The 18,993-nt window shown below is 36.3% G+C and carries 21 protein-coding genes; 9 read left to right on the forward strand and 12 right to left on the reverse strand.

Annotated elements, in window-relative coordinates; all coding sequences use genetic code 11:
* Positions 1-44: 44 nt before the first annotated feature.
* From MHB48_RS15830 to hemE, 7 genes are all read right to left on the reverse strand, one after another.
* Positions 45-614 carry a TetR/AcrR family transcriptional regulator gene (locus tag MHB48_RS15830; RefSeq protein ID WP_342598902.1) on the reverse strand — a complete coding sequence of 190 codons (570 nt, stop codon included), beginning with the start codon at positions 612-614 and terminating at the stop codon, positions 45-47.
* Between the two features lie 89 nt (positions 615-703).
* The gene (locus MHB48_RS15835; RefSeq protein WP_342598903.1) at positions 704-1,159 is read right to left on the reverse strand and encodes a FixH family protein; all 456 of its coding nucleotides are present in this window, start codon (positions 1,157-1,159) and stop codon (positions 704-706) included.
* Positions 1,156-2,550 (reverse strand): HAMP domain-containing sensor histidine kinase, encoded by a 1,395-nt coding sequence (locus MHB48_RS15840; protein ID WP_342598904.1) that lies wholly within the window; start codon positions 2,548-2,550, stop codon positions 1,156-1,158. Before MHB48_RS15840 ends, MHB48_RS15835 begins: the two co-directional genes overlap by 4 nt.
* Positions 2,547-3,212, reverse strand: a complete 666-nt coding sequence (locus MHB48_RS15845; RefSeq protein WP_342601407.1) for a response regulator transcription factor — start codon at positions 3,210-3,212, stop codon at positions 2,547-2,549. The genes MHB48_RS15840 and MHB48_RS15845 overlap by 4 nt, the downstream gene beginning before the upstream one ends.
* A gap of 5 nt (positions 3,213-3,217) precedes the next feature.
* Complete coding sequence (locus MHB48_RS15850; RefSeq protein WP_342598905.1) at positions 3,218-4,156, reverse strand: hypothetical protein; 939 nt, start codon at positions 4,154-4,156, stop codon at positions 3,218-3,220.
* A gap of 273 nt (positions 4,157-4,429) precedes the next feature.
* A complete protein-coding gene (gene hemH, locus MHB48_RS15855; RefSeq protein WP_342598906.1) occupies positions 4,430-5,359 on the reverse strand; it encodes a ferrochelatase in 930 nt (309 codons plus the stop codon).
* A 21-nt stretch (positions 5,360-5,380) separates the two neighbouring features.
* Positions 5,381-6,433, reverse strand: a complete 1,053-nt coding sequence (hemE, locus tag MHB48_RS15860; RefSeq protein ID WP_340923058.1) for a uroporphyrinogen decarboxylase — start codon at positions 6,431-6,433, stop codon at positions 5,381-5,383.
* A 203-nt stretch (positions 6,434-6,636) separates the two neighbouring features.
* On the opposite strand from hemE, the gene MHB48_RS15865 reads away from it, so the two are divergent.
* Together MHB48_RS15865 and MHB48_RS15870 are read left to right on the forward strand one after the other, a co-directional pair.
* A complete protein-coding gene (locus MHB48_RS15865; RefSeq protein ID WP_342598907.1) occupies positions 6,637-7,128 on the forward strand; it encodes an antibiotic biosynthesis monooxygenase in 492 nt (163 codons plus the stop codon).
* A 61-nt stretch (positions 7,129-7,189) separates the two neighbouring features.
* Positions 7,190-8,359: an amidohydrolase gene (locus MHB48_RS15870; RefSeq protein WP_342598908.1), complete on the forward strand. Its 1,170-nt coding sequence runs from the start codon at positions 7,190-7,192 to the stop codon at positions 8,357-8,359.
* A 310-nt stretch (positions 8,360-8,669) separates the two neighbouring features.
* On the opposite strand, the gene MHB48_RS15875 is transcribed toward MHB48_RS15870, so the two are convergent.
* On the reverse strand, positions 8,670-9,866 hold the full coding sequence (locus tag MHB48_RS15875; RefSeq protein ID WP_342598909.1) for an ABC transporter permease: 1,197 nt from the start codon (positions 9,864-9,866) through the stop codon (positions 8,670-8,672).
* Positions 9,850-10,599 (reverse strand): ABC transporter ATP-binding protein, encoded by a 750-nt coding sequence (locus tag MHB48_RS15880; RefSeq protein WP_342598910.1) that lies wholly within the window; start codon positions 10,597-10,599, stop codon positions 9,850-9,852. The genes MHB48_RS15875 and MHB48_RS15880 overlap by 17 nt, the downstream gene beginning before the upstream one ends.
* Positions 10,600-10,845: 246 nt before the next feature.
* Here MHB48_RS15880 and MHB48_RS15885 point away from each other — a divergent pair, with 246 nt between their 5' ends.
* The 6 genes from MHB48_RS15885 (at position 10,846) to MHB48_RS15910 (ending at position 14,008) form a co-directional block, all read left to right on the forward strand.
* Complete coding sequence (locus MHB48_RS15885) at positions 10,846-11,271, forward strand: HIT family protein (RefSeq protein ID WP_340923069.1); 426 nt, start codon at positions 10,846-10,848, stop codon at positions 11,269-11,271.
* Between the two features lie 119 nt (positions 11,272-11,390).
* A complete protein-coding gene (locus MHB48_RS15890; RefSeq protein WP_342598911.1) occupies positions 11,391-11,915 on the forward strand; it encodes a tryptophan transporter in 525 nt (174 codons plus the stop codon).
* A 106-nt stretch (positions 11,916-12,021) separates the two neighbouring features.
* Positions 12,022-12,399 carry a YtxH domain-containing protein gene (locus tag MHB48_RS15895; RefSeq protein WP_342598912.1) on the forward strand — a complete coding sequence of 126 codons (378 nt, stop codon included), beginning with the start codon at positions 12,022-12,024 and terminating at the stop codon, positions 12,397-12,399.
* A 143-nt stretch (positions 12,400-12,542) separates the two neighbouring features.
* Positions 12,543-13,082, forward strand: coding sequence for an HTH-type transcriptional regulator Hpr (locus MHB48_RS15900; protein WP_342601408.1), 540 nt, complete (start codon positions 12,543-12,545; stop codon positions 13,080-13,082).
* A 149-nt stretch (positions 13,083-13,231) separates the two neighbouring features.
* Complete coding sequence (locus MHB48_RS15905; protein ID WP_342598913.1) at positions 13,232-13,753, forward strand: DUF3267 domain-containing protein; 522 nt, start codon at positions 13,232-13,234, stop codon at positions 13,751-13,753.
* Positions 13,754-13,822: 69 nt separating this feature from the next.
* Positions 13,823-14,008: a hypothetical protein gene (locus MHB48_RS15910; RefSeq protein ID WP_340923078.1), complete on the forward strand. Its 186-nt coding sequence runs from the start codon at positions 13,823-13,825 to the stop codon at positions 14,006-14,008.
* Positions 14,009-14,124: 116 nt separating this feature from the next.
* Here the strand turns inward: MHB48_RS15910 and MHB48_RS15915 are convergent, their stop codons facing one another.
* Entirely contained in the window at positions 14,125-14,217 is a 93-nt protein-coding gene (locus MHB48_RS15915; protein ID WP_342598914.1) for a YjcZ family sporulation protein, read from the reverse strand.
* 138 nt (positions 14,218-14,355) lie between these two features.
* Here MHB48_RS15915 and MHB48_RS15920 point away from each other — a divergent pair, with 138 nt between their 5' ends.
* Positions 14,356-15,288, forward strand: coding sequence for a peptidylprolyl isomerase (locus tag MHB48_RS15920; protein WP_342598915.1), 933 nt, complete (start codon positions 14,356-14,358; stop codon positions 15,286-15,288).
* A gap of 49 nt (positions 15,289-15,337) precedes the next feature.
* Here the strand turns inward: MHB48_RS15920 and yhaM are convergent, their stop codons facing one another.
* Positions 15,338-16,276: a 3'-5' exoribonuclease YhaM gene (gene yhaM, locus MHB48_RS15925; protein ID WP_342598916.1), complete on the reverse strand. Its 939-nt coding sequence runs from the start codon at positions 16,274-16,276 to the stop codon at positions 15,338-15,340.
* The gene (locus MHB48_RS15930) at positions 16,273-18,990 is read right to left on the reverse strand and encodes an AAA family ATPase (RefSeq protein ID WP_342598917.1); all 2,718 of its coding nucleotides are present in this window, start codon (positions 18,988-18,990) and stop codon (positions 16,273-16,275) included. Before MHB48_RS15930 ends, yhaM begins: the two co-directional genes overlap by 4 nt.
* Positions 18,991-18,993: the final 3 nt, after the last annotated feature.

The raw sequence follows: 18,993 nt of genomic DNA on the forward strand, positions 1-18,993 counted from the left end.
GACCAACTTGTTCAATCAGTCATTTTATTTCAAAAAAATGAGTCTCAATTTAAGAGACTACGGAAAATGGTGTCTTGAAAAAAGTTAGCTATTTCTTCTTCAGATAATGATTGGTCATGCGTTACGTTCCAGTCATTTACGAAACCGAAATATGCTTTTAGTAATAAGTATGCTACGAGCTCACTATTTACTTGTCGAATTTCACCTTTATCTATATATTTATCAATCTTTTCTTTAACAAAGGATACAATCGCTTGTTCTACTTGGACAATCACTTGTTTTACAGCTTGGGTTTTCCATTCTTGTTCTTCATCAATAATTTTCGCAAATAACTGATGGGTTTCTCGGAATTCTAACATCTTCATCAATGCAGCATGTGCATTGTCTTGAAAAGAAGCATCCTCTTGGATAGCATTTAGTGCTTCTTGTTTCATTTCCGCGATCATTCGAAGAACAATTTCTTGAAAGAGTACTTCTTTGTTTTCAAAAAATGTATAGATTGTTCCTTTTCCTACATTCGCAATTTTAGCTATTTGCTCCATCGTTGTTGCTTTATATCCAAAAAGCGAGAAAGACCTTGTTGCAGCTAACAGTATTTCTTGCCTACGATCCATTTGTTTCCCTCCTTAAAAAAAAGTGACCAGAAAACCATTACGGTCAACTAGTCATTATAATACACCTATACTATTTATTTTGCAAGCTTTTAGTGATGACCTTCACTCATCGAATTATCACTCTCATCTAGGATGACCTTACTCATATCAGGACTTCCAACTTTTAACTCTTGTTTTGGCATCACATGAAGTCCTCTAGCAGTAGTATGAGCAAACATATAATATACTCCATCGTGATCGAAAGCATAGTTTGCTTCATATACTCCATCTTCGGTTAAATTAGCATCTACCTTCGTTCCTTCATCACGCTTACCTGATTCCCACACTTCGAATTCTACTGAATCTGCATCATCGACAGCCTGGTCTCCTTGTGTTACTTTTGCGGATAATGTAACTTCACCAACCGGTAACTCTTCTGGAGTTTGAATTTCTACAACAACTTCCTCCAGCGTCCCTTCATTGTGATTTGTATGGGCTGCTTCTTCCTCTTGACATCCTACAAGTGTCATTGTTGCTAATGCAAGTGCTGCTATTGTCTTTTTCATTCTAATGTATCCTCCCAAATTGGTAATGTAATATGGACTGTTGTTCCTTTTCCCACTTCACTTGTAAAGGCGAGTCTCCCCTTCTGTACATCTATCAGCTGAGATGCAATAGAGAGACCAAGCCCAGTTCCACCGTCCGAACGACTCCTTGCTTTATTCACTCGGTAAAAACGTTCTGTAATATGCGGCAAATATTCTTCTTCAATCCCGCATCCTTCGTCCGTAATATGAATGGTAGTTTCTGTTTGTGTTGTTTTATTTGCAATTAATATGTTAGACGCCTCTGGAGAATACCGGATTGCATTTTCTAATATATTTATAAATATCTGCTTTGAACTAAGTTCGTCAGCAGATAGAATCGTTTCTTCATCTACTTTAACAGTAAAAGCTATCCCTTTTTCATCTGCAAGTGGCTTAACCAGCTGTAACACTTCACGGATAGTTTCTGATAACACGAGTGGTGCTATTTCTACGTCTTCGGTATTCTCTGATCTTGCAACCAGGAGCAAGTCATCCGTTAGTTTTTGCATTCGATTTGCTTCTCGAACAATGAGCGAATAGATATCTGCTTTTTTGTCTTCCGTTACTAGTTGCTGCTCAAATGCCTCCCCGTATCCTTTTATATAACTGATGGGTGTTCGAAGCTCATGCGAAACAATAGATAAGAAGTCTCGTTTTTTTTCATCCTCTTGTTGAATGGACTTTGCCATTTGGTTAAAGGTCTTTGCAAGCTCTCCGATTTCGTCTGAAGACTCCACGTTTACACGCGTATCATACTTCCCTGCAGCCATAGAGATGGCTGCTTCTTTTAATTTTGCTAACGGAGTCAACACTCTTTCTAAGCTTTTTAAGCTAATAAAAGCCATTACAATCAAAAAGAAGGACACGATTAGTATTAAAAACAATGCATCTCGAGAAGCCATTTCCGTCATTTTAGTTAAGGGTACATACAAATAAATAATTCCTTCTAAACGATTCTCATCAACAAGCGGATAAATAACCGACACTACTTCTCGGTCAAACCTTTTTTCATATCCCCGCTTCGTTACCGCGTTTCCATCAATTAATTGCGCTCGTTCATCTGCACCAATTAACGATTCATAGTCTATATCAAAAGGTAAACAAGCACTTAGTTCTCTCGGATTTCGAACGGTAAATACTTCCACATCTGAAAAGCGATTATAATCCTCTGTTTGTTTAATAAAATCATTCGTGACAACCCCACCATTATATGTACGCTGAAGATTTTCTGCAATTTCCATCATGGAAGCTTCCGTATCTTGTACATAAAGTTCTTCATACAAAAAATCTGTAAAGATCACTATGAAAACAATTGTCGCCGTAATAAATACTAGAAGCAACGTCCAAATTTTTACGGAAAGCTTCTTCATTTCCTCGCCTCAAAACGATAGCCAATGCCCCAAACAGTTTCAATATATTTCCCAGCTATTGGCCCAAGCTTTAATCGAAGCGTCTTAATATGTGTATCTACTGTGCGAGTTCCACCTTCGTAATCTAACCCCCATAGTCGTTCAAGCAGTTGTTCCCTTGAAAAAACCTTGCCTTCATAACTCATAAACAAATGAATAAGTTCATACTCCTTTAAAGTTAGGGAAAGCTTCTTTCCACCTACTGTAATTTGTCTGGCAGTTGGATCATTTACTATAATTCCTTTTGTAAGAGTCTCATTCTTCGTCATAACACCTATTCTTCTAAAGATAGCATCCATCCTAGCAGTTAACTCTATTGCCGTAAAAGGCTTACTAACATAGTCATCTCCACCAAGCATTAAACCTTTCACTAAATCTGTTTTTGCGTCTAAAGCTGTTAAAAATATAATTGGAACGGAAGAGAATTTCCTCATTTCTTCGCAGACTTCAAATCCATTTTTCCCAGGCATCATAACATCTAGAAGTACTAAGTCCACATTCGTAGTTCGGACAATCTCAAGAGCAATCTCTCCATTTTCAGCCTGCATGACTTCAAAACCAGATTTAAGCAAATGTAACTCAACTAGTTGTCGCATATCTCGTTCATCATCTACTACTAAAATTGTTTTCAATTGCTTGCCTCCCTTACAATTAACTGAAATGGACCTTTGCCCACTTGTACTTTATTCGTTACTTTTCCAGATTCAATAAAGTAAATTACCTGATCATCGTAACCTGCTACAACAACGCTATTTTCAAATGCTACTATGGAAAATGGATTTGCTCCTACTTTTATAGAAGAAAGTATTTCTCCTTCTTTAGAAATTTCATAAACCGAACTGTTCCCATGACTGACTGTGAAAATATTTCCATTCAAAGCTTTCACCATATTAATGGGCATTATTGGGGCTTCCACTTCTCCTATTTGTTCTCCGGTTTCAAGGTTAAATCGACTAATTACTCGATTAGGACTGCTTCCGGCTCCGTGACCTCCTAGCCACAATTCACTATCATTTATTAGAAGTCCATGAGAGGACCTTGGAATTTCCCATTCTGCTACCTCTGTTAAATCTAACGAAAAGACAGAAAGAATCTCATCTTTAAAATTAACTACATACAACTTTTCCCCATCAGAGATCATCGACATTGGATACTTACCTGCAGGTGATTCTACGAGTTTTTTTCCTTTTTTATTAAAAAGAGTTACCGTATTTTCTTTTCCATTTGCTATATAAATATTTTCATTATAAGCATACGCATACGTGGTTCCTTCTTCTACCTTTAGTGTAGCAATACGCTTTCCGGTGGATAGCTGAATAAGATTTGCTTCCTCTAGCGTATATCCGTAAACAAGTAAAAGATCATTTGTCACTAAAGTAAACCCTGTATAAGCTGCATCCAGTTCCCAAGTCTGTATAATTTTTTGCTCTGTCGAGATAAAATCAATCGTTCTGTCCACTGTGTTCAAACTTGCAACAATAGGAATGGATGGATCAATTGAATCAAAAGAAGTTGGCGCACATCCTCCAAGTAAAAATAGGAGTAACATCAAATTTAGCTTTCCCAACAATCCACCTCCTAGAGCTCCATTTTACTGAAAAAATGTGAAAAAAGTTTGAAGACATAATAAAACTGAAATCTTCTGGCATGGTGAAAATGTTATCAGAAAAGAATACTTTCTATCAAAAAAATTGCTCCAAAAGCCAAAGTGAATGAACTTTTAGAGCAACTATTTATCATCATAATTTCAAATCTTTTAATACAGCCTGCATTGCTGCAATGCCCTGATCAATACAATCTGGCAAGCCTGACAAGTTGGAACTTCCTAGCTAGAATTCGATTAAGCACGCAAATGTTTTAATACTACATCTGCCATCGCATCTATAAATTGGGGTTGATCGTTCGGCATTGCTGGGCGTAAGTATGTAGCACCAATTTCGTCACAAACTACTTTACACTCATAGTCGTTATCGTAAAGAACTTCTAAATGCTCTGCTACGAAGCCAACTGGAGTATAAACGAATGTCGTGTAGCCTTTTTCTTTGTGTAATTCATGTGTTAAATCCTGTACATCTGGTCCAATCCAAGGTTCTGGAGTTTGTCCAGCACTTTGCCAGCCCACAGCATAATTTTTCACACCCGCCGCTTTTGCGATTAAATCAGCAGTTTCTTCTAACTGATCTGGATATGGATCTCCAAACTCTTTAATCTTTTCTGGAAGAGAGTGAGCGGATACTATTAAACAAGCTTTTTCACGCTGTTCTTCTGTCATTTCCGCAAATGCAGCGCTTACTTTTTCGCTCCAATATTGGATGAATTTTGGTTCATCGTACCAACTCTCTACAGAAGTAATTTTCAAATTACCAAGTTTTTCGGCTTCTTCTTGAATACGTCCGTTATACGATTTAATGGAGAATGTTGAGAAGTGTGGCGCTAATACCATAGAAACAGCTTCTGTAATGCCATCTTTATGCATTTCAGCAACAGCGTCTTCTAAGAAAGGCTCGATATGTTTTAACCCAATATACAGCTTAAAATCAATTTCATCTTGCACTTCATTCAAACGATCACAAAGACCTTGTGCTTGGTTTTTCGTAATTTTCGCAAGTGGAGAAATACCACCGATTTTTTGATAACGACCCGTCAAATCTGCTAACTGTTCATCGCTTGGCTTACGACCATGTCGTATATGCGTGTAATAGCGTTCAATATCGTCTTCTTCATAAGGTGTTCCATATGCCATTACTAATAGACCCATTGTTTTTTTCATCGTATTCACCTCAAAAAAATTTTAGTTAGATTTTGCTGCGATAAGTTCTTTACTATATTCATGCACAAAAGTTGTTAAACGTTTTAATGTATCTGGATTCACTTCTGGGAATACACCATGTCCAAGGTTAAAGATATGACCTGGTTGCGCTACCCCTTGCTCCAAAATTAGTTTTGCACGTTTTTCAATTTCTGCCCAATCTCCAATTAAATAAGATGGGTCTAAGTTACCCATAAGTGGTTTTGTCAATCCTTTAGCTCGAGCTTCCTCGATAGATAAACGCCAGTCAATTCCGACTACATCAACAGGTAGGTCATGCCATTCCATTGCTAAATGACTAGCACCAACACCAAACGTAATTAGTGGTACCCCAGTTTCACGAAGCTCTGTGAAAATACGTGTCATTACTGGTTTAATGAAAATACGATAATCTGCTACGTTTAAAGCACCAACCCAAGAGTCGAAGATTTGAATTGCTTTCGCCCCTGCTTTTACTTGTGCTTTGATATAAACAATAATCATATCTGCAAGCTTGTCCATTAATGCTAACCAAGCTTGTGGTTCAGAAACCATAAATGCTTTCGTTTTGTTATAGCTCTTTGAAGGACCGCCTTCAATCATATAACTTGCAAGTGTAAATGGAGCCCCTGCAAATCCGATTAAAGGAACATTTAATTGTTCCGTTGTAAGTAATTTTATTGTTTCTAATACAAATGGAACATCGTCCTCTGGAGATAAGTCTCCTAAGTTGGCTACATCTTGTACGGTACGGATTGGATTATCAATCACTGGACCAACACCCGATTTAATTTTCACATCAACCCCAATACCTGGTAATGGAGTAACAATGTCTTTGTATAGTATTGCCGCATCTACATTATAATTTTCAACAGGTAAGCGTGTTACATACGCACATAGTTCTGGCTCATGTGTAATTTGCTCTAAAGAATATTTTTCTTTTATTTTTCTGTACTCAGGTTGGGATCTTCCCGCTTGCCTCATGTACCATACTGGAGTATGCTCCACTTGTTCTCCACGCGCTGCACGAAGAAGTGTATCATTAAAAGTAGTCATTCAAAATTCCTGCCTTTCTTCTATTTAACCGTACTGTTTTCAAATATACGTTTCAACTATAGTCGTTCTTTTTCTTATTGTATAGTTATATACTGTAATTGTCATAAATTTGTTCTGTTTTCTACATCTTAGTTAGACAATGGGTTTTTTAATTTGCATTTATGGGAAAAGTATTATCATAAAACATAACTGGAGGTAATCGTATGAATTTATATATGACATCTGGAACACCTGAATTTATGCAATCCATAAAAAAGAAGCATCCCCATGATCGTATATTTGTCTTACATGGAACAGGAAACTCCCTACTGATTCATGAAACAGATAACAAAACTGTTTTCCAAGTACCACGAAAGTATGAAATACTAGAATCACTAGGGCAAATTTCTGAAAAAGGTTATTTCGTTTTGCACCATATCCCGGTCTCCGAAGAAGGGAAACCCATTTTCGAATTTAAGTATACAAACCTATCTCCAACAATAGAAAACGAACCAGGATTTATCGCACTGCGCGTCTTAAAACAGATTAAATCAGACACATATATTATTTTAACGGAGTGGTCTGGACCAAGCAGCTACGATGTCTGGGCAAAAACAGTCTCTCTGGACTTCACCAACGTTGCAGATAAACAAAAGCTCTTTACAAGCGCACCATACGTTTCTACCTATCATGCACAATCAGAAGAGGAAGCCTAAAGATACTGGCTTCTTTTTTCTGTTATAATTGAGTGAAAAATTAAATAATGGGGGTTAACTTATGACTGGAGAGTTATTAGAAAAACTAGAGAGTTCTTTTGAAGACATGGTAGCAATTCGTCGTTATTTACATATGCATCCGGAGGTTTCTTTTCAAGAAACAAAGACTGCAAAATATATACAAGACTTCTATACAGATTTAGGAATTACTTTTCAAGCAAATGTAGGCGGAAATGGAGTTGTCGCAAGAGTTAAAGGTGATTTACCAGGCAAAACAGTAGCTCTTCGTGCAGACTTTGATGCACTACCGATTCAAGACGAAAAGGATGTCTCTTACAAGTCTACAGTTGCTGGGGTTATGCATGCTTGTGGACATGATGGACATACTGCAGCACTACTTATTTTAGCTCGCACATTAAATGAAATGAAAGAACAGTTGTCGGGTGAATATGTATTTATTCATCAGCATGCTGAGGAATATGCGCCTGGTGGGGCTAAGCCAATGATTGAAGCAGGCTGTTTAGAAGGGGTAGACGTAATTTTCGGTACTCATTTATGGTCACTAACTCCCCTTGGAACAATCGAATATAAATCTGGCCCAATCATGGCAGCCGCCGACCGATTTGAAATAACCATTCAAGGTAGAGGTGGCCACGGAGCTAATCCTCATCAAGCAAAGGATGCAATCGTCATCGCATCTCAATTAGTTGTAAACTTACAACAACTGGTTTCTAGAAGAGTCAACCCAACAGAAGCTGCTGTTTTATCTGTGGGTTCATTTGTAGCAGAAAATGCTTTTAATATAATTGCAGATTCGGTGAAACTTGCCGGAACTGTTCGAACTTTTAACGCAGAGGTTCGTGATTTAATGGAGCGTGAACTAAAGAGAGTGCTTGAAGGAACTTGTATGACAGCGGACTGCACGTACTCACTTACTTACGATAGAGGATATCCACCTGTCCTTAACCATCAATCGGAAACGGAATTTTTAGAGACAGTTGCTAAAGAAATTCCTGGTGTAGAAAACGTACAAGAATCCATTCTTCATATGATTGGAGAAGATTTTGGATATTATTTAGAGAACATTCCAGGAACATTTTTCTTTACTGGAGCAATGCCAGAAGGAGAAGTTTTCCCTCATCATAGTCCAATGTTCGACTTCGATGAAAGGGCTATGCTCATTGCTGCGAAGACATTAGGCTACGCCGCTATTAACTACCAAACAAATTAGAAAAATTATACGAAAAAAAACGGGGCTGTCCAATAAGCCCATAAATTGAAGCTGGTGTAGAAAAACGAGTCTTTTTCTACACCAGTTTTTTGTATACTTTTTATTAAAACTACTATTTTTTGTAGGCAATTGATTGTAGTGAAAGACGGCGACTCCAGCGGGAATAGCATGAGCTGAAGGCCCCGCAGGAGCGAAAGCGACGAGGAGACTGAAGACATGCCCGCGGAAAGCGTCCGTATGGAACGGAATCATACATTGGAAAAGGGACCATCTCCCAGTCAATGTATGACTTTAGGGACAGCCCCTTTCTCTATTTTTTACTCATTCGTAGTGTTAGTTCGGATATTACAAATACGATTACTGGTACAAGTATCATGAGTAAAGTATATTCCCCTTTAATCAGTATTCCCAGTAAAACAAATAACGCTTGTACAAATTGAATGATGCGAAGTAGCTTGTTTACTGCACTCTTTCTAGCTTCTGGATCAATCGGAAATAATAAATCCATACGGAATTCATGCCCAGATAGTAGAGCATGTTTTATCTGTATAACTGTCGCAAACGCAAGTGCACCTGTGAAAATAATCGCAACGAATGGAAAAGGTATAAATATAGCCCCTACAACAGATAAAAAGCTCAGTCTCACCCATAAGTAAAAATAATCGTTTGTACGAATGAATGTCCGCATTACTAAATACAGTTGTGTGTTCTTTTGTTCATATGGGGCTAGCTTATAGAAAGCATCTAACCATTTTCTTCTTTTCGTCATCCCTCGAATATGGGGAACATCCGTAAAATAGTTTGCGAATCGATAGAATCGCATCATACGAGACTGTTCAACCTCTATAAAATGATCGAACGGAAATGGTACTTCCTTCTTTCTCTTTGCCCACACACTCAAATAAATTCCTTGTAAAATACCAATGATTATTAAAAATAAATAGCTAGCACTTAATAAGAAGTATAAGGCCGCTACTAGTAATAGAAATCGGACAAAACGATCTGCCCATATCCCTCTACCACTTGATGCCCATCGATAATTAAACTCAGTTTGAATACTCCAATACTTCAACACTAAAACAATCAAAAAGAAATATATTATTTCATTCTTCGTAGCTCCCGCAATTTTCGTTAACAATGGAATGGAAACGATGAAAGCTGCAAGTGAAACAAAAATAGAAGAAAAATATGTCCATCTGAGAGCAAGCTTTAAATACTCACCTAGCTTTGTTTCTAATGGCAGAAAATAAACACTATCTGCATTTTTGAGCAAGGTGACTGGTGTGCTCATTGCTAGCAGTAAACTTAAAATGAAAGCAACCACAATAAAAGCGGGAAAATCCTTTGGAGCTGTATTCAGCCATTCACTATACGTATATCCTGCTGCACCAATCACAAAAACAAGGACGAATGCTATATGCCCAGACACAATATATTTTAAGTACTTCTGCAGTTCATTTATATAATAAACAAAACGTTTACTCCATACTTCACGCAAATTGTTCATCTTGTTGTTCCTTCGTCATCTCAATATATAGGTCATCTAGCGTTGCATGTGGCATTTTAAAGGCTACTCGAAGATCATCCATTGTCCCTTGTGCACGAATTTTCCCGTTATGCAAAAGAAGGATGCGATCGCAATATCTTTCCGCGGTTGATAAAATATGTGTGGACATTAGGACAGATGCCCCTTCGTCCTTCCTCGCTTTCATCTGATCGAGTAGTGATTGTATTCCTAGTGGATCTAACCCAACAAAGGGCTCATCAATTATATATAAGGAAGGACTCACTAAAAATGCACACATAATCATTACTTTTTGACGCATTCCCTTAGAGAAATGTGCAGGGAACCAATTCAACCTTTTTTCCATACGAAACTCCTTTAAAAGAGCTTCTTTTCTAGCTTCAAAAACCGATTCCTCTAAATTATATGCCATTGCAGTAAGCTGTAAATGCTCTTTTAACGTTAACTCATCATACAAAACAGGTGTTTCTGGAATATAGGAAAAAGAAGAGCGATAAAGTGCTGGGTCATCTTTCAATGTTTTCCCGTTGAGCAGAATTTTCCCTTTTACAGCATTCATTGTTCCAATCACATGTTTAATAGTTGTACTTTTCCCTGCTCCGTTCAAACCAATTAATCCAACGAGCTCACCTTTACCGATGGAAAAATTAAGATCGTGTAACACCGGCTTTCTTGTATATCCACCTGTTACATCTTTTACTTCTAATACTGTCATTCCTGCACCTCACTTCTTATCAATAAGTTTACCAAATCCTGTACGAAAAATCTTCTATCAAACAAATTCTACTTGGCATATTTGCATCCAGATTTTGAATTGTGAAGGCAATTTACTCCTTTCAAAATCTGTAACATCGGCCGTAGGCTTTCACTTTAACAGCTTGCATTGTAAACACTACAAAGTTAAACAAACCTGTCCCATTATATGATAAACTCTTCCTAACAATGAATAGGAGGTATTTATATGAGTGAATGTATTTTTTGCAAAATAATTGACGGTTCCATTCCAAGTGCAAAGATTTATGAGGATGAGCATGTATACGCCTTTATGGACATTATGCCCCTAACAAAAGGTCACGCGCTGGTTATTCCAAAAAATCATAAAGAAAATGTGTACGACTTATCAGAAGAAGAAGCGAGCAATTTATTTAAAGTTGTTCCCAAAATTGCCACTGCATTAAAAGAAACGTTCGGTCCTGTAGGCATGAATCTATTAAATAATAATGGGGCTCCTGCTGGGCAAAGTGTTTTTCATTTCCATTTACACTTTATCCCTCGCTATGATCAAACGGATGGCTTCCGTGCAACATGGAATACAAAAGAAAAATCATTTACACCTGCTATGATCCAAGACTTAGCGAAAGTTCTATCAGAAAAGATAAATCAATAACTATTGCTTTTATAGCTTTAAAGACTTACAATCATTATAAGTTTCTTGCTAACGATCAAGAGGATACGTTAGAGGAATCCCAAACATTAGAGCTTAGAAAAGCTGAGGAGAGATGAGAATTGAATACAAAAAATTTAGTATTAATGTCCCTATTAATAGGGGTAGGAGCAGTACTTTATATTATTATCCCAGGAATTAATGGTGGGATGAAACCAGATTTTATGTTAACAATGATGTTTATCGGAATATTATTATTCCCTAATGTAAAAAGTGTATTTTTACTTGGAATATCTACAGGTGTCATTTCTGGATTGTTTTCTACATTCCCAGGTGGATTTGTTCCAAATATCATTGATAAATCAGTCACAGCATTCGTTTTCTTTGGATTAGTACTGCTACTGAATAGATTTGCTAACAAAATTCCGGTTGCCGTAGCACTTACATGTGTAGGAACACTTGTATCTGGAACAGTATTTTTATCAACTGCGATTTTTGTATTTGGAGCAGGTGCAGCATTCGGAGAATTATTTACTTTAGTAGTTCTACCAGCAATTGTGATTAATGCTGTAGCATTCTTTATCATCTATCCAATCATTGGACAGCTCATTAAAAGATCGAAATTTGAAACAGCACTTACAAATTAAAAATTACTTGCTTTCCTTTTCGAAGGAAAGCTTTTTTTGTATAGAATAATATGTTTTAATAGGTGGAAGAAAAGGAATAATACATTTAAGTAAAGGAGTGAGTTATTTGAAAGTATCACAATTATTATATGGAATCGCGATAGGTGCACTTTCTGGGGCTACAGCTGTACTTCTGACTACACCGAAATCTGGTAATGATTTGCGGACATCCTTAAAGTCCACCTCATCCGAATATCGGGACAAACTTTCAGATGTTAAAATTCACCTACAAGACCTCAAGGCGTCGATTAGTAACTTAGCGAAAGAATCGAAAGAAGTAATTCCTAGTACTGTTGAAGATATTAAAGCAAGTGTACAGCTTTGGAAAAGTAAAACTGATCCTCTTCAGCAACAGCTACAATCAGAAATTTCATCTCTACAAACAGCAATTGAGGAACTAGAACGAACTCTTCCAAAGAAAATTACAACAGGTGAAGTCAATTAAAAAAGTATGCCTTTAATCTTTCCGATTAAGGCATACTTTTTTTTGAGAACATTATTATTTAAATAATATTTTCGAATATTTTATTTCAACTTATATACTTTGTTGCTATAATATTTGAAAGATTACAATGCAGAAAGAGGGGTATCTTTATGAATGATCAGTTTTATACAATGAAGGAAGCAATGCTCTATAGTCAGCGAATTGCACAAATTTCTAAGGCTCTTTGGAAAGCAGTAGAAAAAGATTGGCAAACTTGGATAAAACCTTATGATTTAAATATTAATGAACACCATATTTTATGGATTTCTTATCATTCAAAGGGAGCTACAATATCTGATGTTGCAAAGTTTGGTGTAATGCATGTTTCTACTGCATTCAATTTTTCTAAGAAATTAGAGGAACGAGGACTACTCTCCTTTTCCAAAAGAGAGACAGACAAACGTAACACTTATGTTGACGTAACTGACAAAGGTAAAGTATTACTGGAAGAAATGTATGAAAACTATCATGAAACACCCCATTTTGTCATTGAAGGTTCTCTTCCCATGAAAAATTTGTATGGAAAATTCCCAGAATTTTTGGACGTAATGTCAGTCATTCGTAATATATATGGCGACGATTTTATGGAAATTTTTGAACGCTCTATTAAAAATATCGATGAATCCTTTACCCCTAATGATTGAATTTAGGTCAATGAAAGCGTTCTATTAATCTTAATAATTTTTGTATTGCATTTTAGTAGTAAAAGTCGTATTGTATGTATCTGAAACAAATTCATCATTTTATATAGGATGGAGATGCATATACTTTGCATTGCTGGAAAACAATTAATGTGAAAAAACAATATGGCTTAGAAAGGCTATTTCTCTTATCATCCATTTTAGTTATAACTGTTTTTTCTTTCGCATACGCTTTGCTAGGAATTATAAACGATTCCCATAAATCCGATGAGTATTTTTTGATTTTTATTCTCGCTTTTTTGAGCGTGTATCCAATTCATAAATTATTTCATTTCATTCCCCTTTTTCGCTATCGAGAGAAAATAAAATTCGAAATTAAAAAGCAATTTAAATTTTTCCCTATTTTTTCCTTAAGAGTTTTTGAACCGATTAATAAAAACAGATTTTTATTTTCTTTATTATCGCCATTTATTTTTATTAATCCTACACTCATTATTGGAGCATTAGTTATACCTAATTTTGCTCATTATTTTACGATGTTATTTGCTTATCACTGCGGAATTTGTTTCATTGATTTAATATATGTAAAAAACTTAAGTAGATCGCCAAAGAAGGCATTAATTGAGGAAACGGACGCTGGATACGAAATTTTAATAGCTTCGACACATCCTTAGCAATATGTAACACTTGTAAGTTTCTGTCCTTCTTTGATATGCTTACTAGTATATGAAGGGAGTTTAGACATGATTATATTTACGTTAGTTCTATTCTCAGCATTTTATTTGCTACAAATAAACCGTATGACATACGCTTTAGTAATGTCAAAAGAAATTCCAGAAGAAAAACATCCGAAGATTTTTCGTACAATTAATATACTAATTACGATTCTTCTTGTGACCTTCTACGTTGAACTAGTTTATACAGTTTAAGAGAAAAAAATTGACCCAAATCAACTAAATGATTTAGGGTCATTTCTTTTTTTTTAGCACATACATGAGGAGAGGGACCAAGACCAGAAATTATCTGGCCTTAGTCCTGGGCACGATTAGTAGATAAATGCTGCGCCAACAATGATCAATAGAATAAACAGAACTACAAGCAATGCAAAGCCAGAGCCGTTATTGTGATGTCCACCCATTTAGAACACCTCCCTTTTCCATTTATCGTATGCACTATTTTGAACTTACGGTAGGCACATGAAAGGGAACCATTTTTGTTTTTATTTCGTTTATGTTATAGTTACATCTGCAGCAAGTAGAAGTGAGGAGAGATTTTCATGAAAAAAACAGTATTGTCATTAACACTAGCAGCATCGGTTTTAGCTTTAGGAGCATGTAGCAATGATTCTGCGGACAGCAGTGAAGTGATTGCTACATCAAAGGTTGGAGACATCACTCAAAAAGATTTGTATGAAGAAATGAAAGCATCTATTGGGGATCAAGCATTTCAACTTCTAATGATTGAAAAAGTTCTTGATTCTAAGTATGATGTGTCAAAAGAAGAAGTGGACGCTCAATTAAAAGCAGATAAAGAGCAATATGGTGAAAGCTTCGAAGCAATGATCGCTCAACAAGGCTATACAGAAGAATCCTACAAAAAATATATAGAGCTTAATTTATTACAAGAAAAAGCTCTAATAGAAGATGTAGAAGTGAAAGAAGAAGACGTGAAAGCAGCATATGAAAATATTAAAAATGAGATTAATGCTCGTCACGTTTTAGTTGCAGATGAAGCAACAGCAAAAAAAGTGAAGACTGAGCTAGAATCTGGCAAAGACTTTGCAGAAGTTGCAAAAGAATATTCTACAGAACCAGCAGCTCAACAGACTGGTGGAGAACTAGGATGGTTTGGTAAAGGGAAAATGGTTCCAGAATTTGAAGAAGCAGCATTTGCATTAGAAAAAAATGTGATTAGTGAACCAGTAAAAACACAACATGGTTTTCATGTGATTGAAGTAACGGATAAACGTACGATTAAAGAATCATATGAAGATAAAAAAGCTGAGCTTGAAAAACAATTAAAGCTTGAAAAAGCTGATCCTTCTATCTTATTAACAAAAGTAGCGAAAATGATGAAAGACGCAGATATCAAAATTCAAGATGAAGACTTAAAAACTGCACTTGATCAATTTTTAGCTGCGGCTGAACCTCCTGCTGAAGCAGATAAAACAACTGAAGAAAAAACTTCTAAAGAAGATAGCGAGAAGTAAGAGATAAAAAAGCGTAAAGGCAACGAGCCTTTACGCTTTTTTATTTGTTTTATTCAAAAGTTGGTTTGTAGAATGAACGATTTTCGAGTGGGAATAAACGCTCTGTAAATTCACCTGGATTTGTTTTATCCAATGCCCTATTTAGCATATTCATCTTCGCATCTATATTATCGATATAATGCAAGATTTCGGCTTCGCGAACCATAGGACGTTTTGGACTTCCCCACTCTTCCTTTCCATGATGGGAGAGCACCATATGCTGAAGAAGCATTACCTCTTCTCCTTCAATTTGAAGCTCCTCTGCAGCTTTTGAAATTTCATTTACCATAATTGTAATATGCCCTAGCAAATTACCCTCAATTGTATAAGTTGTTGCTACAGGACCTGAAAGCTCTAATACCTTCCCAATGTCATGCAAAATGATTCCTGCGTATAATAGGTCTTTATTTAACTTTGGATATAGCTCACTTATTGCTTTTCCAAGCTTCAGCATGGACACTACATGATCAATCAAACCAGAGGCGTAATCATGATGATTTTTCGTTGCCGCTGGAAATGTCATGAATGCTGTTTGATGCTTTTTGAGTAAGTGTCGTGTAATTCGTTGGATTAAAGGATTTTTCATTTCAAAGAAAAATTGTAGTAATTCTTCCATCAACTCTTCTTTTGGCTTCTCTGCCGATGGAACAAGATCATTAATTGTTATGGTTTCATCTGATTTTACTGGTCGAATGCTCTTTACACGAAGCTGAAATTTCCCACGATAATCTTGAATCTCCCCGCCTACTCGTACGATTTGACTTGCAGCATACTGCTTTTCATGATCCTCGTTTGTATCCCAAAGTTTCGCTTCGATATCACCGCTTTTATCTTGTAATACAAGCGACATAAATGGTTTTCCAACAGTTGTAACACCTTTTGTTGATTGTTTTATTAGTAAGAAATGATCTACTGGATCCCCTACTCGTAGTTGTGTAATACCCTTCATTTCACAATCCCTCCACTTCCGGCTAATAATGTCGCTACTTGTAGGACATGTGCGTCTTTCCAGACATATCGCATATTTTCATGACATGTAAAGTACAGTAGTTGATGTTCTTTTTGTAGCTCTGTCATTAATTGTACCACTTGTTGTAATCGGAAACGATCGAAATGCACAAATGGATCATCCATGATGATTGGAAAAGGTGCTTTGTTTATTAATGATACTGCAAGCGCGATGCGAAGCGAAATATAAGCTTGTTCTTTTGTCGCCTGACTCAGTTCTGCTATTTTAAAACGCTGTGCATTTGCTTTAACTACTTCAAAGCTTCCTTCTGGTGTTAGCGTTAAATACTCATAGGAATTACTTGTAAGCATTTTAAAGTAACACTGAGCGTTTTCAAGCACTTCTGGAAGACGTTCTTCCTTTAGCTGTACCATCGTTTGTTTAATCGCTTCTACAACAATTTTATAAGCAGCCCATTTTTTCACTAGTTCCTGTAGCTCTGCTTTTTTCAGTTCTATTTGTTGCAAGTTTTCACTTTGTTCATCGTCTTCTACTAACTTATTTGTTTTATATAGCAAAGATGCTTTTTCTTCCACAAAATCGTTACGTTGTTCTTGCAAGGCTTGCAATTTTAAATTACTTTCTTTTTCAAAGGTTTCTTCAAAGTCTTGTATTCCTATATCTTTACCGCCGAGCTGCAATCGTATATGCTTCAATTCTTTTTCTAACGTTATTCTTTGTTCGTACACTGTATATGCAGCATAGTAATCTCCTTCCGATTCCACTTTCGCTTCCTGGAAGAGAGATGCTTTGTTTTCAGCATATGACCCAAGAAGTAATAGATGTTCCTTTAGCTTTACTACCAATTGGTCTATTCTTTTCGTGACAGATTGCTGTTCTTCCGTATTTTTCTTTTCTACTAAATAATATTCACGAAGCTGATGGAAAAGCATGTCGTCTTGGAAAGAGATGTGTGTAATCTCTTTTGCCTGTTTCAAGATTTCCTTTAACCTGCCTCTTACTTCATATAATTTGGTTTCCATTGTATCCAGCTCAATCTGCTGTTCTTGAATAATGCGTAGTCGATTAAATAACTCGGGCAATAAACTAGGGGAAAGCTGATCACTTATAGAATAACGGTTTAGAAATGTCTTTACACGATGAGTGATGTCTATTTTTTCGCGTTCTAATGAAGTAATTGTATGCTCTAATTGAGTTACTTGCTCCTTTAAGGATTGTTGTTCCTTCACTAGTAAGCTTTCGTACTTTTGAACATCATTCGATTGCTGCATGCCTTTGAGCATAAATGTGAAGCCTGCATATACAAGTGCACTAATTATTACTGTAGTCATGGCAATCATCCAATTAGACTGAAGATAACTTAAAATAAAACCTACTAATAGAATAGCCCCAATAAGTACAAAAGCAATTCCATTGCCATGGTTTTTCTCATTAGAAGAACTGTTCGCTCGTTTAGACTCCAGAATACGTGCTTGGTGCTGATCTAAATCCTGTTTTTTCATCTGCAATAGACGATTTTCTTGCTGCAACTCTCTTTCTAAGCTTTCTTTTGTATGAAGTAAAGAAACGAGTTGGTCTTCTTGTTGAATAGATACATCTGCTTCGACAATATACGCTAAGCTCTTCTCCCAATCTACTCCAACTAGTGCGAGCTGCTGCATTTGATTTTGAAGCGTTTTACTTTGCTCTTCTTCTATTTGTATTCGCTTTGCTCGTAACTGATGCCATTCGGTTTCACTACTCAAAAATGAATGGAGCGAATCTAATTGTTCTTTGGGAAGGACATCATTGCTACTTTTTAATGATTGCAGCTCTTCCTTTATTTGCTCCGAGGCGACTTTTATATTTGTTTCTTTATCTTTTATTAATTCATACCGACGAATGCCATCTGCTGGAAAGCTTTGATCCTTTATTTTTTCAAGGGCCTGTACTAATTCTAATTCCCTTTCCTTCATCGGCTTTAGTTGTTTCCAATGCAAATACTGTTGTAATTGAGTAGAAATCCTTTTCTCTTTTTCTATCGTTTCACTTATAAGTACTTCTAGCTGCTTTATTCGTTTTATGGAAGGTTCGTATTTTTCCACTTCCTCCATTTGTTGTTTCCAGGTTGCTTCTAATTCACGTAACTCTTCTATCTTTTGATTAATTAAGGGCTTCCTACCGGTTGGCTTAAAAAGCTCACCCATTTCCTTCATAAATTGTGTTTCTACATTTGATAAAGTGTCCATTCCAGTAGTTCCAGAGGACAGAAGCGTTCTTGTCAATTCCTCCTCTGTCATTTTTTCAAAGCCTTGTAATTGAAGTAAGGAGAATGAAAAAATCGCCTCAAAATCTGAACGATTATAGGAATGAAGTAAGCTTACAAGTTCCTGCTCTCCACCACGAGTTCCATCTGTAAAATAGAGCGTGACATCTCCACTTGCCTTTCCTTTTACACGCTCAATTATTACTCGGTTTTCCTGTTCATCTATTACATGGATTCTTCCACCGTACATGGCACCACTTTTTGGCTCATAGCGTAATAGTTGAGCATTCTTTTGAGGAAATCCAAAAAGAATATGCAAAATGAATTGTTGAATAGTAGATTTACCTGCTTCATTCTCACCATAAAAGACATTTACTCCGTCTTGTAAATCAATTTCAACATTTTCATGCTTTCCAAAACCATAAATATGGAGCTTTTCTATTTTCACCTG

This window comes from Psychrobacillus sp. FSL H8-0483, from assembly GCF_038637725.1.
Taxonomy (GTDB): domain Bacteria; phylum Bacillota; class Bacilli; order Bacillales_A; family Planococcaceae; genus Psychrobacillus.